The 18131-nt window shown below is 60.5% G+C and carries 18 protein-coding genes; 6 read left to right on the top strand and 12 right to left on the bottom strand.

Annotated features, from left to right (window positions below):
• Window positions 1-248: 248 nt before the first annotated feature.
• The 4 genes from msrQ to ilvC all read right to left on the bottom strand — a co-directional run bounded on the left by msrQ (window position 249) and on the right by ilvC (window position 3968).
• A complete protein-coding gene (gene msrQ / locus J7302_RS25545; protein WP_215381479.1) occupies window positions 249-875 on the bottom strand; it encodes a protein-methionine-sulfoxide reductase heme-binding subunit MsrQ in 627 nt (208 codons plus the stop codon).
• On the bottom strand, window positions 875-1879 hold the full coding sequence (msrP, locus tag J7302_RS25540) for a protein-methionine-sulfoxide reductase catalytic subunit MsrP (RefSeq protein WP_215381478.1): 1005 nt from the start codon (window positions 1877-1879) through the stop codon (window positions 875-877). Before msrP ends, msrQ begins: the two co-directional genes overlap by 1 nt.
• A gap of 61 nt (window positions 1880-1940) precedes the next feature.
• Window positions 1941-2756: a CDP-diacylglycerol--serine O-phosphatidyltransferase gene (pssA, locus tag J7302_RS25535; protein WP_215381477.1), complete on the bottom strand. Its 816-nt coding sequence runs from the start codon at window positions 2754-2756 to the stop codon at window positions 1941-1943.
• Window positions 2757-2909: 153 nt separating this feature from the next.
• Window positions 2910-3968, bottom strand: a complete 1059-nt coding sequence (ilvC, locus tag J7302_RS25530) for a ketol-acid reductoisomerase (RefSeq protein ID WP_349814477.1) — start codon at window positions 3966-3968, stop codon at window positions 2910-2912.
• 83 nt (window positions 3969-4051) lie between these two features.
• Here ilvC and ilvY point away from each other — a divergent pair, with 83 nt between their 5' ends.
• Entirely contained in the window at window positions 4052-4933 is an 882-nt protein-coding gene (ilvY, locus tag J7302_RS25525) for an HTH-type transcriptional activator IlvY (protein WP_215381474.1), read from the top strand.
• A gap of 51 nt (window positions 4934-4984) precedes the next feature.
• Here ilvY and ilvN read toward each other — a convergent pair whose 3' ends face one another.
• Complete coding sequence (gene ilvN, locus J7302_RS25520; protein ID WP_215381473.1) at window positions 4985-5476, bottom strand: acetolactate synthase small subunit; 492 nt, start codon at window positions 5474-5476, stop codon at window positions 4985-4987.
• A 2-nt stretch (window positions 5477-5478) separates the two neighbouring features.
• Window positions 5479-7203 (bottom strand): acetolactate synthase 3 large subunit, encoded by a 1725-nt coding sequence (locus J7302_RS25515; protein WP_215381471.1) that lies wholly within the window; start codon window positions 7201-7203, stop codon window positions 5479-5481.
• Between the two features lie 410 nt (window positions 7204-7613).
• On the opposite strand from J7302_RS25515, the gene J7302_RS25510 reads away from it, so the two are divergent.
• Entirely contained in the window at window positions 7614-8084 is a 471-nt protein-coding gene (locus tag J7302_RS25510; RefSeq protein WP_215381469.1) for a DUF4124 domain-containing protein, read from the top strand.
• Between the two features lie 18 nt (window positions 8085-8102).
• Here J7302_RS25510 and J7302_RS25505 read toward each other — a convergent pair whose 3' ends face one another.
• The 3 genes from J7302_RS25505 to mrcB are packed head-to-tail and all read right to left on the bottom strand — an operon-like array spanning window position 8103 to window position 11515.
• Window positions 8103-8432 (bottom strand): YqcC family protein, encoded by a 330-nt coding sequence (locus J7302_RS25505; RefSeq protein ID WP_215381467.1) that lies wholly within the window; start codon window positions 8430-8432, stop codon window positions 8103-8105.
• Window positions 8432-9181: a tetratricopeptide repeat protein gene (locus tag J7302_RS25500; RefSeq protein ID WP_215381464.1), complete on the bottom strand. Its 750-nt coding sequence runs from the start codon at window positions 9179-9181 to the stop codon at window positions 8432-8434. Before J7302_RS25500 ends, J7302_RS25505 begins: the two co-directional genes overlap by 1 nt.
• 15 nt (window positions 9182-9196) lie before the next feature.
• The gene (gene mrcB / locus J7302_RS25495) at window positions 9197-11515 is read right to left on the bottom strand and encodes a penicillin-binding protein 1B (RefSeq protein WP_215381461.1); all 2319 of its coding nucleotides are present in this window, start codon (window positions 11513-11515) and stop codon (window positions 9197-9199) included.
• Between the two features lie 115 nt (window positions 11516-11630).
• On the opposite strand from mrcB, the gene J7302_RS25490 reads away from it, so the two are divergent.
• The 3 genes from J7302_RS25490 (at window position 11631) to J7302_RS25480 (ending at window position 14645) form a co-directional block, all read left to right on the top strand.
• Window positions 11631-13190, top strand: a complete 1560-nt coding sequence (locus J7302_RS25490; protein ID WP_215381458.1) for a bifunctional aminoglycoside phosphotransferase/ATP-binding protein — start codon at window positions 11631-11633, stop codon at window positions 13188-13190.
• A 279-nt stretch (window positions 13191-13469) separates the two neighbouring features.
• Complete coding sequence (locus J7302_RS25485) at window positions 13470-13742, top strand: TfoX/Sxy family protein (protein ID WP_215381455.1); 273 nt, start codon at window positions 13470-13472, stop codon at window positions 13740-13742.
• Window positions 13743-13847: 105 nt separating this feature from the next.
• Window positions 13848-14645: a cyclic nucleotide-binding domain-containing protein gene (locus J7302_RS25480; protein ID WP_215381453.1), complete on the top strand. Its 798-nt coding sequence runs from the start codon at window positions 13848-13850 to the stop codon at window positions 14643-14645.
• 271 nt (window positions 14646-14916) lie between these two features.
• On the opposite strand, the gene J7302_RS25475 is transcribed toward J7302_RS25480, so the two are convergent.
• From J7302_RS25475 to J7302_RS25465, 3 genes are read right to left on the bottom strand one after another with little or no spacing between them, the layout of a single operon-like run.
• Window positions 14917-15813, bottom strand: coding sequence for a ChaN family lipoprotein (locus J7302_RS25475; RefSeq protein WP_215381451.1), 897 nt, complete (start codon window positions 15811-15813; stop codon window positions 14917-14919).
• Between the two features lie 19 nt (window positions 15814-15832).
• Complete coding sequence (locus tag J7302_RS25470) at window positions 15833-16600, bottom strand: heme ABC transporter ATP-binding protein (RefSeq protein WP_215381449.1); 768 nt, start codon at window positions 16598-16600, stop codon at window positions 15833-15835.
• Window positions 16600-17637, bottom strand: coding sequence for a FecCD family ABC transporter permease (locus J7302_RS25465; RefSeq protein WP_394359115.1), 1038 nt, complete (start codon window positions 17635-17637; stop codon window positions 16600-16602). Before J7302_RS25465 ends, J7302_RS25470 begins: the two co-directional genes overlap by 1 nt.
• A 172-nt stretch (window positions 17638-17809) precedes the next feature.
• Here J7302_RS25465 and J7302_RS25460 point away from each other — a divergent pair, with 172 nt between their 5' ends.
• Entirely contained in the window at window positions 17810-18130 is a 321-nt protein-coding gene (locus J7302_RS25460; RefSeq protein ID WP_215381445.1) for a Rieske (2Fe-2S) protein, read from the top strand.
• The last annotated feature ends 1 nt before the right edge of the window (window position 18131 follow it).

Here is an 18131-nt window from a genome sequence, read left to right as displayed (position 1 = left end):
GTTTCTACTCAACCGCTTGCGCCTTCGATCCGATCTCTCTTCTCGTCAGCGGGAGGCGAATCTTACAGCATTCAAACTCGCTGTCAACACCTCCTTTCCAGCCTCCCTCGCCACTGGCGAGCCTTGCAAGGCAAGAACCTTCCAGCTCATCGTCTATCAAGCTTAACTCATTGAATCTCAAGGAGTTTTACTTGGCGACTGCGCCGGAAGAGGTGCGCATTATAGGGATCCAAAACGCGCCGTCAACACTATATTGAAACTTTTTTGTCATCCCGCCTGAAGAGTGCGGAAAGCCTCGACAGAAAGCGCACCACGCCCGGCGCGCGCAGCAGCATAAGGAAAGCGCCAGTGAGCGCATATCCGGACCACTCGGCCATATCCGCCCGTACCACCCAGAGCATATGCAGCAGCGCAATGACCAGAACGGCATAGACCAGGCGATGCAGCTGCTTCCAGCGCCTACCCAGGCGTCGGACACTGAAGCGATTCGAAGTGGCCGCCAGTGCCAACAAACCGCTGAACCCCAAGGCGCCAACGAAGATATAGGGCCGCTTGCCCAAGTCGACCAGCAACTGCTGCATATCCAGGCCCAGCAAAAAAACGGCGTAAGCACCGATATGCAGCCCCACATAAGTGAAGCACCAGAGGCCCAGCTGACGCCGCACTGCAATCCACCCTCCCCAACCAGTCGATTTCTGCAGCGGCGTCATAGCAAGGGTGATCAGCAGGAACCACAGTGCCGCCAGGCCCAACCTGTCGACTAGCACCTTTCCCGGGTCCGGCCCAAGAGCAAAGATCCAGGCCTGGTACAACCACAGGCAGACAGGCACCAGCGCCAACAGGAAAATGAAAAGTCGCCAGGGTCTGAAACGCATCAGTAGTACTTCCTCAAATCCAGCCCCGTATAGAGACCAGCCACTTCGTCATAGCCATTGAACATGCGCGTCGGCACTATGTTCGGGCTGAATAGCCCACTGGGAAGGCGCCGTTCGTGTGCCTGGCTCCAGCGAGGATGATCCACCTCGGGATTGACGTTTGAATAGAAGCCATATTCCTCTGGCGCTATGGATTCCCACGTGGTGCGCGGCTGCTCACTGACCAGACTGATACGCACAATGGACTTTATGCTCTTGAAGCCATACTTCCAGGGCACCACCAAACGCAGCGGCGCGCCATTCTGGTGCGGCAGGACGCGACCGTACATGCCCACAGCGAGGATGGTCAGTGGATGCATGGCTTCATCCAGTCGCAAGCCTTCCACATAGGGCCAGTCGATCAAGGAAAAGCCCGAGCGCACGCCCGCCATTTCGTCCGGTGCGAGCCGAGTCTCGAAGCTGACGTATTTCGCCTTGCTGGTCGGCTCTACCCGCCTGAGCAGATCGGCCAGAGGAAAGCCCAGCCAGGGAATGACCATGGACCAGGCCTCGACGCAACGCAGGCGATAAATACGCTCCTCAAGGCCATGGGGCTTGGCCAGGTCTTCCACCGAGTAAATACCCGGCCTGGCGACTTCCCCTTCGATACGCACGGCCCAGGGCTCGATGCGCATCTCCTCCGCGTAGCGCGCCGGATCGCCTTTGTTTGTGCCGAACTCGTAGAAGTTGTTGTAATGGGTCGCATCTTTGAAAGGCGTGACCGACTCATTACCTGGCGTCATGGCCTGCCAGCGCGCCGCAGATAGCTTCTCGGAAAACCAGGCAGGCAGCTGGCCGGGCTCGACATCAGAGTAGGTCGAACCAGCCTGCGAATGCCCCGGCAAGGATACCGAGGCCGCGAGACCTCCCGCAGCGGCCAGCAACCGGCGACGGGAAAGGTAGACCGTTTCAGACGTGACTTCATGCTCACGGCAAGCGGAAGAAGGAGGGGTGTGGATCAGCATGGTGGCTCCGCAACAGTAGGCAGACATGCCCAGTAGACTGCGGAGCCACTAAGAAATTACATCACTCGACCTGTTTGCGGCGGCGCAGTTGGAGCAAGTATTGCACCGGGCCGGACGCAGCGTAAGCCAGGAAGATCAGCAGGAGGATGCGCGGCGGGTCACTGAAGACGACGGCAAACGCCAGCACCACAATGAGAATGGCCACGAATGGCACGCGCCCCTTCAGGTCCAGGTCCTTGAAGCTGTAGAACTTGATATTGCTCACCATCAGCATGCCAGCCAGCGCCACCAACAGGGCTACGATGAACGACATATTCGAGCCCTTGATACCGAAATCGCTGAAGGCCCAGACGGTACCCGCCACTACGCCCGCCGCTGCGGGGCTGGCAAGGCCAATGAAGTAACGCTTGTCTACCTTGCCGATTTGGGTATTGAAACGCGCCAGCCGCAGGGCCGCACCAGCAACGTAGATGAAGGCAACGGTCAGGCCGACGCTACCCAGGCCACTCAGCGCCCACTCGAAGGCCAGAAGCGCGGGTGCTACACCGAAGGCGACCATGTCCGAGAGCGAATCGTACTCGGCTCCGAAGGCACTCTGGGTGTTGGTGAGACGGGCTACACGGCCATCGAGGCTGTCCAGCACCATGGCGACGAAGATGGTGGCGGCCGCCACTGAGAAGTTGCCGCTCATGGCGTTGACGATGGCATAGAAACCAGCGAACAAGTTGGCGGTGGTGAACAGGTTGGGCAGCAGGTAGATACCACGATGCCGCACCTTGCGCCCTTCGGCGTCTTGCCCCTCTTCGACATGCTCGTCGATGGGAAGCAGGCTGTCGTTATCGGCAGGTTGATTCGGCTCTTCGGGACGTTCACTCATGAACAACATCCTTGCATCGCTTACGGAATGAGGTGGTCGAGAATGGCCACTTCGACAATGAAGCGCCATCCGGCGAAGTGGTTTTATACCAGAACACTGGTCCCATAACGAAAGAACGCGGCCTTGGCCGCGTTCTTTCCCGTCGTTCAGACCTTAGTTCTTGGTCTTGTCGACGATCTTGTTGGCCGAGATCCACGGCATCATTGCGCGCAGACGCTCACCAACCTGCTCGATCGGGTGAGCAGCATTGTTGCGGCGGTAAGCAGTCATCGAAGCGTAGTTCGAAGCGCCTTCCTGGATGAACATCTTGGCGTATTCGCCGTCCTGGATGCGCTTGAGAGCATTGCGCATGGCCTGGCGGGATTCGGCGTTGATGACTTCCGGACCAGTGACGTACTCACCGTACTCGGCGTTGTTCGAGATCGAGTAGTTCATGTTGGCGATGCCGCCTTCGTACATCAGGTCGACGATCAGCTTCAGCTCGTGCAGGCACTCGAAGTAGGCCATTTCCGGCGCGTAACCGGCTTCAACCAGAGTCTCGAAACCGGCCTTGACCAGCTCGACGCAACCACCGCACAGAACAGCCTGCTCGCCAAACAGGTCGGTCTCGGTCTCGTCCTTGAAGGTGGTTTCGATGATGCCGGTACGGCCGCCGCCCACGCCGCAGGCGTAGGACAGGGCAACGTTCTTGGCATTGCCGGAAGCGTCCTGGTAGATGGCTACCAGGTCAGGGATGCCGCCGCCCTTGACGAACTCGGAACGTACGGTGTGGCCCGGGGCCTTCGGCGCGATCATGATCACGTCGAGGTCGGCACGCGGAACAACCTGGTTGTAGTGGATGGCGAAGCCGTGGGCGAAGGCCAGGGTGGCACCCTTCTTCAGGTTCGGCTCGACTTCTTCCTTGTACAGCCTGGATTGGAATTCGTCCGGGGTCAGGATCATGACCAGGTCGGCGGCGGCAACGGCTTCCGGCACGCTCTTGACGGTCAGGCCATGGGCCTCGGCCTTGGCAACGGTGGCGGAGCCAGGACGCAGACCAACAGTCACGTCCACACCGGAATCTTTCAGGTTGCACGCGTGAGCGTGGCCTTGTGAACCGTAACCGATGATGGCAACTTTCTTGCCTTGGATGATCGAGAGGTCACAGTCTTTGTCGTAATAAACTTTCATGTTCCTGACTCTTTTATAGCGAAAGGGATGGGGTGCGCGCACCGCGACAAGAGCACATTAAGCGATTCGATCCATTGCGTAAAATGATATATTCGCAACGCAATGTGCCGGCAATCGAAACGCTCATGGACAACCACTCCCTCAGGCTCTTTCTTTCCCTGGCAGACAACCTGCACTTCGGCAAAACCAGCCGCGAGCAGCATGTCAGCCCCTCCGCGCTCAGTCGCAGCATCAAGCAGCTCGAGGACGAACTTGGCGCACCACTGTTCGTGCGCGACAGCCGCTCGGTTCAGCTAACCCGCGAGGGGCAGCAGTTCCGCGAATACGCGAGCGAGGTCATGAGCGGCTGGCATGCCATCCGCCAACGACTCATGCAGGACCAATTGGAGCTGCACGGCGAACTCTCCCTGTATTGCTCGGTGACGGCGAGCTACAGCTTCCTCTACGACATCCTGAGCAGCTTCCGCCAGGACTACCCGCGCATCGAAATGAAGCTGCACACCGGCGACCCCGCAAAGGCCGTCGAGCGGGTGCAACAAGGGCTGGAGGATCTTGCCATCGGTGCCCGGCCCGACAACCTGCCAGCCGGCGTCGACTTCCAGTCGATTACCCGCTCGGAGCTGCGTTTTATCGGCCCACAGTCACCTCAACTGCTGACAGGAGAACAACTGAGGCAGCCCACGGCGCAGAGCTGGAAGGACGTGCCGATGATTCTCTCGGAAGAAGGCCTGGCCCGGACCCGGACCGACCGCTGGCTGAAAAGCCACGGCATCAAGCCGCGCATCTATGCCCAGGTGAGCGGCAACGAGGCCATCGTTAGCATGGTGAGCCTGGGGTTTGGTATTGGCGTGGTTCCGCAGATCGTGCTCGACAACAGCCCACTGACCGCGCGCATCTGCATCTACGATATCCAGCCGCCATTGGCCGCCTACGACATCGGCCTGTTCGCCCTGGAAAAACGCCTCAAGGACCCGCTGATCGCAGCGTTCTGGAATCGCCGCCAGTAAAATCCGGGCAATAAAAAACCCCGCACCAGGCGGGGTTTTTCATGACTGCGATCAGATAGTCAGCACTTTGTCTCCACGGGCAATGCCGGTGACGCCACTGCGTACGGTTTCCAGTATCGAGCTGGTGCCGATGGCCTGGATGAAGCTGTCCAGCTTGTCGCTGGTACCTGCCAGCTGGATCGTGTAGACGCTGCTGGTCACGTCGACGATCTGGCCACGGAAGATGTCGGTGGTGCGCTTAACCTCGGCGCGCTGGGCGCCGGTGGCCTTGACCTTGACCAGCATCAGCTCGCGCTCGATGTGGGCACTCTCCGACAGGTTCACCAATTTGACCACTTCGATCAGCTTGTTGAGGTTCTTGGTGATCTGCTCGATCACCTCATCGTGGCCAACTGTGGTCAACGTCAGGCGCGACAGCGTCGGGTCTTCGGTTGGCGCCACGGTCAGGCTTTCGATGTTGTAGTTGCGCTGAGAGAAGAGACCTACGACGCGAGACAACGCACCAGGCTCGTTTTCCAGCAGCAGGGAGATGATGTGTCGCATGTTCAGGTCCGCTCCGTCTTGCTCAGCCACATGTCACGCATGGCACCATCTCTGATCTGCATCGGGTAGACGTGCTCACTGGAATCCACCTGGATATCGAGGAACACCAGGCGATTCTTGAGGGCGAACGCCTCCTCCATCTTCGACTTCAGATCTTTCGGATCAGTGACGCGGATGCCGACATGGCCATAGGCTTCGGCCAGCTTGACGAAGTCCGGCAGCGACTCCATGTAGGAATGCGAGTAACGGCTGTTGTACTGCATGTCCTGCCATTGGCGAACCATGCCCAGAGCACCGTTGTTCAGGTTGACGATCTTCACCGGCAGATCGTACTGCAGGCAGGTCGACAACTCCTGGATATTCATCTGGATGCTGCCCTCGCCCGTGACACAGGCCACATCGGACTCGGGGAAGCTCAGCTTGATACCCATGGCAGCCGGGAAGCCAAAGCCCATGGTGCCGAGGCCACCGGAGTTGATCCAGCGATTCGGCTTATCAAAGCGGTAGTACTGCGCAGCGAACATCTGGTGCTGACCGACATCGGAGGTGATGTAGGCGTCGCCCTTGGTCACTTCCCAGAGAGTCTCGATCACCGTCTGTGGCTTGATAATTACACCGTCCCCCTTGTCATAGGGGAACAGGTCACGACCGCCGCGCCACTCTTCGATCTGCTTCCACCAGCTGGCAACGTTTTCCTTGCTGGGCGCGTCACCGATTTCCTTGAGGATGGCGACCATCTCGGACAGCACGCTATCAACCGGCCCGACGATCGGGATATCCGCCTTGATGGTCTTGGAGATCGAGGCCGGATCGATATCGATGTGGATGATCTTGGCGTTCGGGCAGAACTTGGCCGCGCCATTGATGACGCGGTCGTCGAAGCGCGCACCAACGGCCAGAATCACGTCTGCATGGTGCATCGCGAGGTTGGCGGTATAGCTGCCGTGCATACCGAGCATGCCGACGAACTGGCGGTCTGTTCCCGGATAGGCGCCAAGCCCCATCAGGGTATTGGTGACCGGCAGATTCAACATCTTGGCCAGTTCGGTCAGGTGCTCCGAAGCTCCGCCCATGATCACGCCACCACCGGCATAGAGGATCGGACGCTTGGCCGCGAGAAGCATCTCAGCAGCCTTGCGAATCTGGCCGGAGTGACCGCGTACAGCAGGACTGTAGGAGCGCAGCTTGACCTTCTTCGGATAGCTGTATTCGAACTTCTGGGTCGGGTCGCCCATGTCCTTCGGAATGTCGACCACAACAGGGCCGGGACGACCGGACTGAGCCAGGTAGAAAGCCTTCTTGATCACCTCAGGGATTTCCGAGGGATGCTTGACGATGAAGCTGTGCTTCACGATCGGACGCGAGATACCGACCATGTCGGTCTCCTGGAAGGCGTCGGTACCGACCATGTTGCTCGGGACCTGGCCGGACAGGATCACCATCGGGATGGAGTCCATGTAGGCGGTGGCGATGCCGGTGATGGCATTGGTCGCACCGGGGCCAGACGTTACCAGCACCACCCCGGGTTTACCGGTAGCACGGGCATAGCCGTCAGCCATGTGGGTAGCAGCCTGCTCATGACGGACCAGGATGTGCGTGACGTCGTTTTCCTTGAACAGGGCATCGTAGATATGCAGGAGGGCACCACCCGGGTACCCGTAAATGTACTTAACGCCTTCGTCACGCAACGAGCGGACGACCATTTCAGCGCCAGATAAAAGCTCCACGTTTTTCACCTCTAGAACGCCAGAAAACCGCCCGCGACCGGACGGCCTGAATAGGTTTGCTTGCAAGCAGAGCGTGAGCGACTGGTGGTCGCCGACTACGTCAGCTACTGACTGAGCAAGCATTGGGTCGGCCCCTGAGAGTTGTTGCGGGGCTTTCCCACCCAGCGCGAGGTAACGCGTTGCGGGGATAACAGGTCGGCGCGGGTGTGCACCTCATCGTCTGCTGCAGCTTCCGACTTGCGGCCGGCCCACTACAACAGCGAACCTTGGATTCTTCGGATTAGCACAGCACAAGTCAAGTAATCCGTTGCGGAATCTTGAATGGATTGCTGTGACGCGACGCAGGATCACGGTCGCTGGCTTTTGGTTATAGTGTTTGACAGGTTTCGAAGCGCACAGAAGGACACTGCATGCATCGCATGATTATCGCCGGCAGCTTGCTGTTGGCTTTGAGCACCTCCGTCATCGCCGGCCAAGTCTACAAGTGGGTCGATGCGCAAGGCATTACGCACTTCGGCTCGCAGCCACCGGAAGGCCAGGCTGCCGCAAGCGTAAGTACATCAGCACCCAAGCCTGACGCCAACCGGCCGACGTTCGAGAACCCCACGCCACGACCGACTCCTGCACCTCAAGCCCCAACTCCCGAAGCGAAGCCTCAAGGCGATCAGAAGGCCATCAACGAGAAAGTGAGGGCGGAAGTCGCGAGCCAGGAGGCTGAGCGCCGCAAATACTGCGAGACAGTGCGTACGAACCTGGCCCAACTGCAGAACAACCCTCGCCTGCGCACCGAGGTGGACGGTGAAGTCCGCCGTATCACCGAAGACGAGCGCCAAGCGCGGATCCGGGAAACCGAAAAAGCGATTGCCGAGAACTGCAATTGATTAAGCCGGCGCACTAACTCAGGTTGCGCTGCCGATCAGGCGATCAAACTCTCCCAGCACATTGAGCAAGCCATGCACTTCGACGAGCCGCTCGCGGTAGGCAACTTCCGCCATTGGCCTGATTCCTGATGCCTGCGGCAGATCAAGGTCATTTTCGACGATGATCTTCATCCTCGGCAGGAAAATCCACTGCAACCACTGCTCGAAAGCCAGGGTGTCGACACAGAACGGCGCCTGACTAGCCAAGGCATCCGGGCTGGGCGGCAATTCGGACCAGTAGCCGAGCTTACGCAACTCGCACTCGACAAGCAGCAGTTGCTCTGCCAGATCGACGCAGCGCGGGTCCATCAGAGATTGACCTTTGCCTTGCTACGTGCAAGGGCAGCGCCTGCCATATCACCTTGACTCTCCCGGGCGCGGGCGATGAGCTCCCACAGGCTGGCCTGCATGGCTGGACGGCCGTTGGCATAGGTCAAGGCGCGACGGGCGAACTGTTCTGCCTGCGGGGCATCCCCCTGGGCCAGACGAACCTGCGCCAAGCGATACAGCACTTGCGGTTCACGCGGGGCAATTCGCTGGGCGCGTTCGAGACTTGCCGCGGCTCCGTTGAGGTCACCACCACCCTGCTGCTGCTGCGCAGTGGTCAGGAGTGCCAACACGGGGCCGTCGAGCTGCTCGTCAGCCGACAGGCCGCTGCTGCCAGGAATCCCGCTCGGCGCGATGGGTGTCGGCACACTGTAGCTTCCGGCAGGCACCGAGTTCGGGAACGCAGCCCCGTTCGAGATAGGCCCATTCGTAATTGGCCCAGGGGTGATGCCACCGCTGGTAATGCTGCCGCTGATAGGCGCACTGGGAGCCGGCACACCTTGAGCAACACCTCCGCTCGCGCCAGGAACCATGACCACGACGCCGGAGTCCTGAGGCACACTCTGCGAAGCAGTAGGTGCCGGGTTGTAACGGCCGCCCCCAGCCGCCCCGTGCTCCAGCTCAGAGAGCGGAGCCCCGGAGTCAACGACAGGGATAGCGCCACGCTGCGGGGTTGCGCAGCCAGCCAACAAGGCCATCGCCGCAAGGGCAGGTATCCAGGCTTTACTCACTTCGATTCCTCTCTGCTATTGCATCCAACCGCGGACCCAGTCCATCACTGAGTCCACGGGCGCGCCCAATCCACACGGAGCGCCTGCCACAGGCTCGCTGCCGCGAATGTAGGGTATCTGTACTGCCCCCGGACAACTGGGGTCGGACCCCTGGCCACTGTGCGGGTCAATCCAGGCCTGAACGACATTTTCCGGCATCGGCATATCCAGGGGCAGCGGATCGGCCTTGCGCATGAAACTGGTCCACACCTGCAATGCCCCAGTAGCGCCGGTCAGAGGCGTCTTGCCATTGTCATCACGCCCCAGCCATACAACAGCCAGCAAATCCTGACTGAAGCCCGCAAACCAACTGTCGCGGGAGTCGTTGGTGGTTCCGGTCTTGCCAGCCAGCGTCAACGAAGACGGCAACTGGCTGTAAACCGAGCGCGCAGTACCTTCGCGCATTACGCGTTGCATGGCGTTCTGCACCAGATAGATGGCGCCCGGATCGAAGCGCTGCTGAATCTGGAAGGGATAACGCTTGAGAGGCTCCCCTTCTGCAGTCAGCACACTGCGAATCGCCCGTAGTGGGGTATTGAAACCGCCATTTGCCAAGGTCTGGTACATGGTTGCGACCTCCATCGGACTCAGAGCGCCGGCCCCCAGGAGCATTGAGGGATAAGCCGGCCACTCCCGAGAAACACCCAACCTTTCAAGAGTTTTGAGCACATTCGGAACGCCCAGTTCCAGGCCGAGTTTGGCAGTCGACAAGTTGTAAGAGTTCGCCAGCCCCTGATAGAGGTAGATCGTGCCGTGGGCCCGTCGATCGTAGTTCTGCGGACGCCATACCTGGCCATCCTGGCCTTTTACCGAGAACGGCTCGTCAGTCACCCAACTGGTCAAGGTGTATTGGCTGGGCCGCTCCAGTGCCGTCAGATAAACAGCGGGCTTGATCAACGAGCCAATCGGGCGCACCGCATCCACGGCACGGTTGAAGCCAGCAAAACGGGGTTGCCGGCTGCCAATCAGCGCCTGGATTTCGCCGGTCTCCGGATTACTCACCACCATTGCGGACTCGACCTGATCGACACCTTTGCGACCTTGCAGCCGTTTGAGGGTCTCGTTCAGTGCGGTTTCGGCCTTCGACTGCAGGATGGGGTCGAAGCTGGTGAAGATTCGCAAGCCTTCATCCGTCAGGTCTTCTTCCCGGTAGTCATTACGCAGCTGGCGCTTGACCAGGTCGAGGAACGCCGGATAGGAACTATCTGCCAGGCTGCCACGCTGAGTTACTCCCAGCGGCTTCTGCTTCGCCGCCGCGGCTTCGTCCATGGTGACGACGCCCTGCTCGGCCAGCAAATCGATCACCAGGTTACGCCGCTCCAGTGCCCGTTCCGGGAAACGTCGCGGATTGTAGTAAGACGGTCCCTTGACCATGCCGACCAGCATGGCGATCTGATGCAGTTTCAGCTCCGAGATCGGCTGACTGAAAAAGTACTGGCTGGCCAGCCCGAAACCATGGATGGCGCGCTGGCCATCCTGGCCGAGGAACACCTCGTTGAGGTATGCCTCGAGAATCTCGCGTTTGTCGTAATGCAGCTCCAGCAACACTGCCATCATCGCCTCAGTGGCCTTGCGCGAGATGCTGCGTTCATTGGTCAGGTAGAAGTTCTTCACCAGCTGCTGGGTCAGCGTACTGCCACCCTGGCGCAGTTCGCCGGCGGTGGCATTGACCCAGAATGCGCGCGCAATCGACTTGGGCGATACCCCGAAGTGGTTGAAGTATTCACGATCTTCCACCGCCACCAGGGTTTCGATCAGGTAGGCCGGCACCTCGTCCAATTTGACCAGTACGCGATCTTCATGGTGCGCGGGATAAAGGCCGCCAATCAGCAGAGGCTCCAGCCGCGCAACAGCCAGATTGGCACCGTTGGCCTGAGTGAGTCCGGCCACGTAATCGCCTGAAAACCGCACCCGGACCCTCTGGGCAGGCTCTGCACCTTCATAGAACTGGAAGCCTCGGGTATTCAGGTCCACGGTACTGCCGGCGACCGACGCGGCGCCCGGACCATTGGACAGGCTTTCGCGGCGATATCCGAGGGCGTCCAACTCCTTGAGGAAGTCATCCTTGGAAAGTTTGAGCCCTACGAACAACTCCAAGGGCCGCGCATACACCTTCGCCGGCACGGTCCAACGCTTGCCGGAGAATTTCTCCTGGACGACGGCATCAAGGTAGATGGCGAATCCGGCCAGGATAACAAGGCCGACGAGGCCAAGCTTCAAGGCCCAGCCTAGCCATGGACGAAAACCGCCGGAGCGGCGTTTAGAGCGGGAGCGGGGGGATCTGGGACGTGTCATGGCGGCGCATTATACGCACTTTATCCACAGCCAACAGGCAGCTCTGACGGTTTGCAGCCAGGCGTACAACGGCCATAATGCCGAGTTCTGACACCGCCATTAACAAGGATCAACCGTGAGCCAGCAGCTGATAGCCGCCCTGCAGAACCCGGCCCTCTATCCTCACCCAGTGGCCGGTTTCCAGGTGATCGAAACGCACATCTCCTGGGTGCTGCTCACCGGGGAGTTCGCCTACAAGATCAAGAAGCCGGTCGACTTCGGCTTCCTCGACTTCACCCGTCTCGAGGCGCGCAAGCACTTCTGTGATGAGGAACTGCGCCTCAACCAGCGCCTGACCCAGGACCTCTATCTCGAAGTTCTGCCCGTGACTGGCAGCGAGGAGTCGCCCCTGATCGGCGGCGCGGCACCGGCCATCGAATATGTGCTGAAAATGCGCCAGTTCCCCCAGGACAACCTGCTCAGCGCCCTGCAGGCACGGGGCGAGCTGACACCTGCACATATCGATGCCCTTGCGGCGCAGATTGCCAGCTTCCACATGGCCGCCCCGCAGGTTGCTGCCGAGCACCCGCTCGGGACACCCGAGGCCGTCATGGCGCCGGTACGCCAGAATTTCGAACAGATCCGCCCATTCCTCACGGAAAAAGCCGATCTGCAACAACTCGAGGCCCTTGAGGCCTGGGCTGAGACCAGCTTCGAGCGACTCAAGCCGCTGCTGACACAACGCAAACAGGATGGTTTCATCCGCGAATGTCACGGCGATATCCATCTGGGTAACGCCACCCTGATCAATGGCCAGGTGGTTCTGTTCGACTGCATCGAGTTCAACGAGCCCTTCCGCTTTACGGATGTCTATGCCGACATCGCATTCATTGCCATGGACCTGGAAGACCGCGGCCTGAAGTCCCTCTCGCGCCGACTGGTTAGCGAATACCTCGAGCACACCGGTGACTACCAGGGGCTTGAACTGCTGAACTTCTACAAGGCTTATCGTGCGCTGGTGCGCGCCAAGATCGCCCTGTTCAGCCTGGCACACCAGGCCGATGCGGTGCAGAAGGCTGCGACGCTCCGTCAATACCGCAACTATGCGGGCCTGGCGGAAAGCTATAGCGCCATCCCCTCCCCCTTCCTGGCCATCACCCATGGCGTATCAGGTTCGGGCAAGAGCCACGTGGCCCTGCGCCTGGTCGAAGCCTTGGGCGCCATTCGTCTGCGCTCAGATGTCGAGCGCAAGCGACTCTTCGGTGATCAACTGAACGAGCAGGCAGGGCTGAAGTCCGGCATCTATAACGATGATGCCAGTGCTGCCACCTACGCGCGCCTCAACCAACTGGCAAAGATCGCCCTGCACGCCGGCTTCCCAGTGGTCATCGACGCGACTTTTCTCAAGCATGCCCAGCGGGAAGCTGCCAGGGACGTCGCAGAGGACACCGGCACTCCTTTCCTGATTCTCGACTGCCATGCTCCGGATGCAGTCATTGCCTCCTGGATCGCCCAACGGCAGGCGCTGGGTGGAGACCCTTCGGATGCGACCATGGACGTCGTGCACGCGCAGCAAGCGAGTCGTGAAGCGCTTGACGCCAGCGAGCAGACACAAAGCAAGCGCATCGATACAGACCAGGAGGCCAGCCTCGACAATCTGGTGGAGCGCATCCGCCAGCACCTCCCTGGGTTCTGAAACCAACGCCTCCTGCTCACGGCCGCGACGGTAGTTTCCGCCGCGGCCATCTCTTGCGCTGACATGGATTCAGCGAACATCCAAGCGAACGTATCCATCGCCATCCGGCACCTGGCTTTCTGCACCCGCTGCACCGTTGATCGCCCTTCTACCAGCCACTCGCCGGCTGCTTATGCCGCCTGGCGATAGCACAAAGCCATATTGCACATTGACCGCTACACTTGGCTCAGGCACCAGTTGCTGACCACTCTCGCGCCCAATCCATCGCAAGGAGGCTCGATGAACGACGAACTGCAACACCTGAGAAACCTTGGCAAGACATCTGCCCAGTGGCTGCATGCGGTGGGCATCCACAACTTGTCTGATCTGCGGCGCCTTGGCGCGGTCGGAGCCTATAAGGCTGTGCGGGCCCGAGGCTTCCGAGCATCCAAGGTCCTGCTCTACGCGATTGAAGGCGCCTTGCTGGACGTGCACTGGAATGACCTGCCTCCCGGGCACAAAGCCGAGCTGAACCATCAGCTGGACACCCCGGTCTCCCACAATAAGAGCTAGCTCACAACCTCCGAGTGGAGTGATTTACGGAAGAAGCGACGCGCCCTATTGTTTCGGGGATCTTCGTGCGTTCAGGCACTCCAGTCAGTTCAAGGAATTACGGTCATGTACCTACTCGGGGAGCAACCGGCCTACGCCGACCAGTTAATCAACCGCCTGCAAGGCATCCCCGGCCAATTGCTAGAAGGACTTGAGCCATCGGGGCCACCGCTTCGCCTGGAGCATGCCGAAGACCTTGCGCAAGTTCTCCCTGCCAACCAGCTGTACCTGATCGAAAACGGCCTGCTGCATGCCGTGGTAGAAGAGCGCCCGCTCTTCTACCTGCAAGAGGGGGATCTGCTCGGCTTGCGCCAAGGCATTGAACTCCCCAGCTGCCGATACTGCAGCGACGAGCCCATAAGCTTGCGGCCTTACAGCCGGAGCAGCGTGTTCAAGCACATCTACGCGAACGAGAGACGACAGGAGCTCTTCATCCAGTACCTGGTGGGGCATACCGCGCTGCTTTCAGACGCGATAGCTCGCCTGAAACAACCGGACGTACGCCCGTCGACGGGCTTCCAACACTTTGCCCGCGGGGATGAGCTCATCCAGCAAGGCGACGAGGCAGATCATGTATTCATCATTATCGAAGGCCACGCAGAGGCGTTCGTCGATGGACAGAAAGTGGGCGACGTGCAGAAGGATGAAATCTTCGGCGCAATGGCAGTCTTTACCCGCGAACGCCGCAGCGCCACGGTCAAGGCAAGCGAGCCCTGCACTGTAATGGTCATTCCGAAGGATCAGTTCCTGAGCCTGATGCAGAGCAATCCGCGGATTGCCCACAGCCTTATCGAAAGCATGGCGCGGCGCATCGACCTGCTGAACAAGGAAGTCACCCAACTCAGGCTACTGCCTATTTCCTGAGCACCATCCAGAACTCGGCCCGATGCCGGGTTCTTCTTTACCTGGTGCCGCCGCACCTGCAGGAATTGCCAATCAAGCATTGACTCGCGAGTGATAATCGTTATTATTTACTCAACTGATCGCGAGATCGGTCGGTAAGCTGGAAAGCCAAGCAGTAAGGCTATTCAGATTATCTCCTCATCAGGCTAATCACGGTTTTTGACCCGGCACATTGCCGGGTCTTTTTTCCCCGTGGTTCGGGAGCCGTGCCAGGCGACTCCCCTTCTACCAATCAACGCGCCGCAGGAAGACGCTCGCGGATCCCCGCGCAGTGGTCGACAGGAGGTAATGCGGCCGTGTACCAGACGTAGTCCGCTGCGCCAGCGTCCACCGGCTTGCCAACCTCCGACAGGATCAGCACGGCATTACCCTCACCACTTCCCAGATCGGTCAGGTGCAGGGGGACGCCCAAGTCGCGGCGAACATGAAAGGCACCCGCGAACAGCATTGCCGGTTGCGGGGCCGCCAGCAGCTGCTCAGCCATGCGGCGGTCACGCTGCTGCTGGACGGCCAGCATCGCGGGCATCTGCGACTCCGGCAGCAACCCGCAGTGGGATTCGCGAATCTGCTCCAGCAGAGGTCCGCGTACCGCCTCCGCAGTGGATGCCTGGCCCTGCAAGGTTGGCCGCGTCTGATAGATCAGCTTGATCTCGCTGCGATCAAGATTGGCCGCCAGCAAGGGGTAAGGCTGCTCCAGCGCATGGCGCACAATCGGCCCATAGAACGTCCATTCCCAATTCTTCTGCCAGGCCAGTGCTTGCGGGAGGTTTGCTGATGCCTGGCCGGCAGCTGAAGCCTTGTGAGCGGAGTCGACCAGGACCTGCTGGTCCGGGTCGAGCATTTCCAGCAACAGGCTGCCCTGCGCACGCCGGGCTTCCATCGCTTGCAGCAACCAGAGTTGAAGGGCGTGATGATCGGGATTGTCATGCTGCTCGCCCACCAGGACGCGGGAAGAGCCGGCCAGGCGCCCGACTAGCTGCCGGGGCGTAAGCTGGTCGCCACTACGCAGATCGCGGATGACGCCCAGGTCCAGCCGGTCGCGGCCTTCGGGGCTCTGCCAGGCCGGTAGCGGGGGGAGGCTCTGACAAGCAGCCAGCAGTCCGATCCAGCAGATCAGGAGAAATCTCATTGATTGTCCTTGCGTCGTTTCAGCGCGCGACTATTAACGGATGCCCGCGCTCAGGGTGGCGCTGCACCAGCACCTCCAGACCGAACACGGCCTTGAGAGGCTCGGCGCACAATACCTGCTCTGGCGTGCCCAGCACAAAAGGTCGCCCCGCGGCGAGCAGCAGCAGGCGATCGCAGTAACGGGCGGCCAGATTGAGGTCATGCAGTATCACCAGCACAGACACGCCCCGCTCAGCAAAGGCGCGTACCGCCTGCAAGATAGTGTGCTGGTGCAAGGGATCAAGCATGGAGGTAGGTTCATCCAGCAACAGCACCTGCCCAGGCTCGCCCGGCCAGAGTTGCGCCAGCACCCGGGCCAGGTGCACGCGCTGGCGCTCACCCCCGGACAGGGCCAGATAACTGCGCCCGGCAAGGTGACTGGCATCTGCTGCCTGCAAGGCTTGCGCTACTACCTGCGCGTCATGGGCGCTGCCGGTTTCATGGGGCAAGCGCGCCAAGCTGACGACCTCCTCGACCCAGAAGTCGAAACTCAGCGTCGAGCTTTGTGGCAACACGGCCAATCTGCGCGCTCGCATTGGACCACTCCAGTCGCGCACCGATCGTCCATCGAAGGTTACAGAGCCGGCAGACGCGCTCAGCTCACCTGACAAGGCGCCCAGCAAGGTACTTTTGCCCGCGCCGTTAGGACCCAGCACGCCGAGCATTTGCCCGGGCTGCAAGACCAGATCGACATCAGCCAGCACGCATCTGGCGCCACGCCGCACTTCCAGCCGCTCGACGTGCAACATCAGTGGCGACCTCGCAGCAGCAGATAAAGAAAGAACGGCGCTCCGAGCAGCGCCGTGACGATGCCGATCGGCAGCTCTGCCGGCGCCAGCACCATCCGTGCAACCAAGTCGGCCAGCAGCATGAGACAGCCCCCCGCCAACGCCGACGCCGGCAACAGTATGCGATGGTCGGGCCCCGTGACGATGCGCACCAGGTGTGGCACCACGAGACCGATGAAGCCGATCAGCCCCGCAGCAGCCACCGCTACTCCGACGCCCAATGCAGTGCAGATCACCAGTTCGCGCTTCAAGCGCTCCACGTCAACGCCCAGATGCCGCGCCTCGGACTCACCCAGCAGCAATGCATTGAGCCCTTTGGCCCGGCGCGGCAACCAGCAGAGCACGAGCAGCGTAACCAGCAGCAGCGGCCATAAACGTGCGTAACTGGCGCTGTTCAGACTACCCATGTTCCAGAAGGTCAGGCTGCGCAGAGTGGCGTCATCAGCCATGTAGGTGAAAAGACCGATCACCGCACCGGCCAACGCTGTTAGCGCAATACCGGCCAGTAGCATCGTGGCAACGCTCGTCTGCCCCTCACGCCTGCCCAGGCGGTAGACCAGCAAGGTCACCCCCAGGCCACCTGCGAAGGCGCATGCCGACAAGAGATAGGCTGCGATGGCTTCGGGCAGCCCCCCCAGCGCTGTGCCACCGACGATGGCCAACGCTCCACCGAGGGCCGCACCGCTGGAAACCCCGATCAGGCTCGGATCGGCCAATGGATTGCGAAACAACCCCTGCATCGCCACGCCGGTGAGGGCTAACACCACACCAATGGCGAGCCCCAGCAAAGCCCGTGGCAGTCGGATCTGGCCAAGAATCAGCTCAGCCTGCTCCAGCCCTTCACCATCGACAGGCAGCCCCGCCAGATGCAGGGCAGCGCGCAGTGTCTCTCCCAAGGGCAGACTGACCGGCCCCAAGGCGAGAGATAGCCAAAGGGCCAGCAATAGAAGAGCGGACAGTCCGGCAAACAACGGACGAGCATGACGGGGAAAGATCATGGTTACGAAAATCCATCCTCAGATAAGGCCGGAGTCGAAGGATAGAGGCCCGCTAGCGATGGAGCCATCCCACTGCCGGGTGTCCACTGGCGGCGCCCCGCCGACAAGCATTCAGTTCCACTTGGCAAGAACTGCAAGTACTGGATAATGCCTGCCTTCCGTGGAGATGCCGATGATCCTGCTCTGCCGCCCCGAGGAACTGGCTGAAGGCCAGAGCCGGGGCTTTGCTGTCGATGGCCTGAAACTGCTGCTCGTGCGCCGGCAAGGCCTCGTTCGTGCCTATGAGAATCGCTGCCCGCACCGGGGCATTTCGCTGGAGTGGGTCGAAGACCAGTTCCTCGACACCAGCGGCAGCCTCATCCAGTGCGCCACACACGGCGCCCTCTTCCTGATTGACACGGGCGAATGCGTGGCCGGCCCTTGCGCCGGGGAGTCATTGCAGGCACTCAAATGTTGGGAGGACGAACAAGGCATCTGGTTGCGTCCGGCCTGAG

This window comes from Metapseudomonas boanensis, assembly GCF_018704125.1.
Taxonomy (GTDB): Bacteria; Pseudomonadota; Gammaproteobacteria; order Pseudomonadales; family Pseudomonadaceae; genus Metapseudomonas; species Metapseudomonas boanensis.
This window is presented reverse-complemented; position numbering and strand designations above follow the sequence as displayed.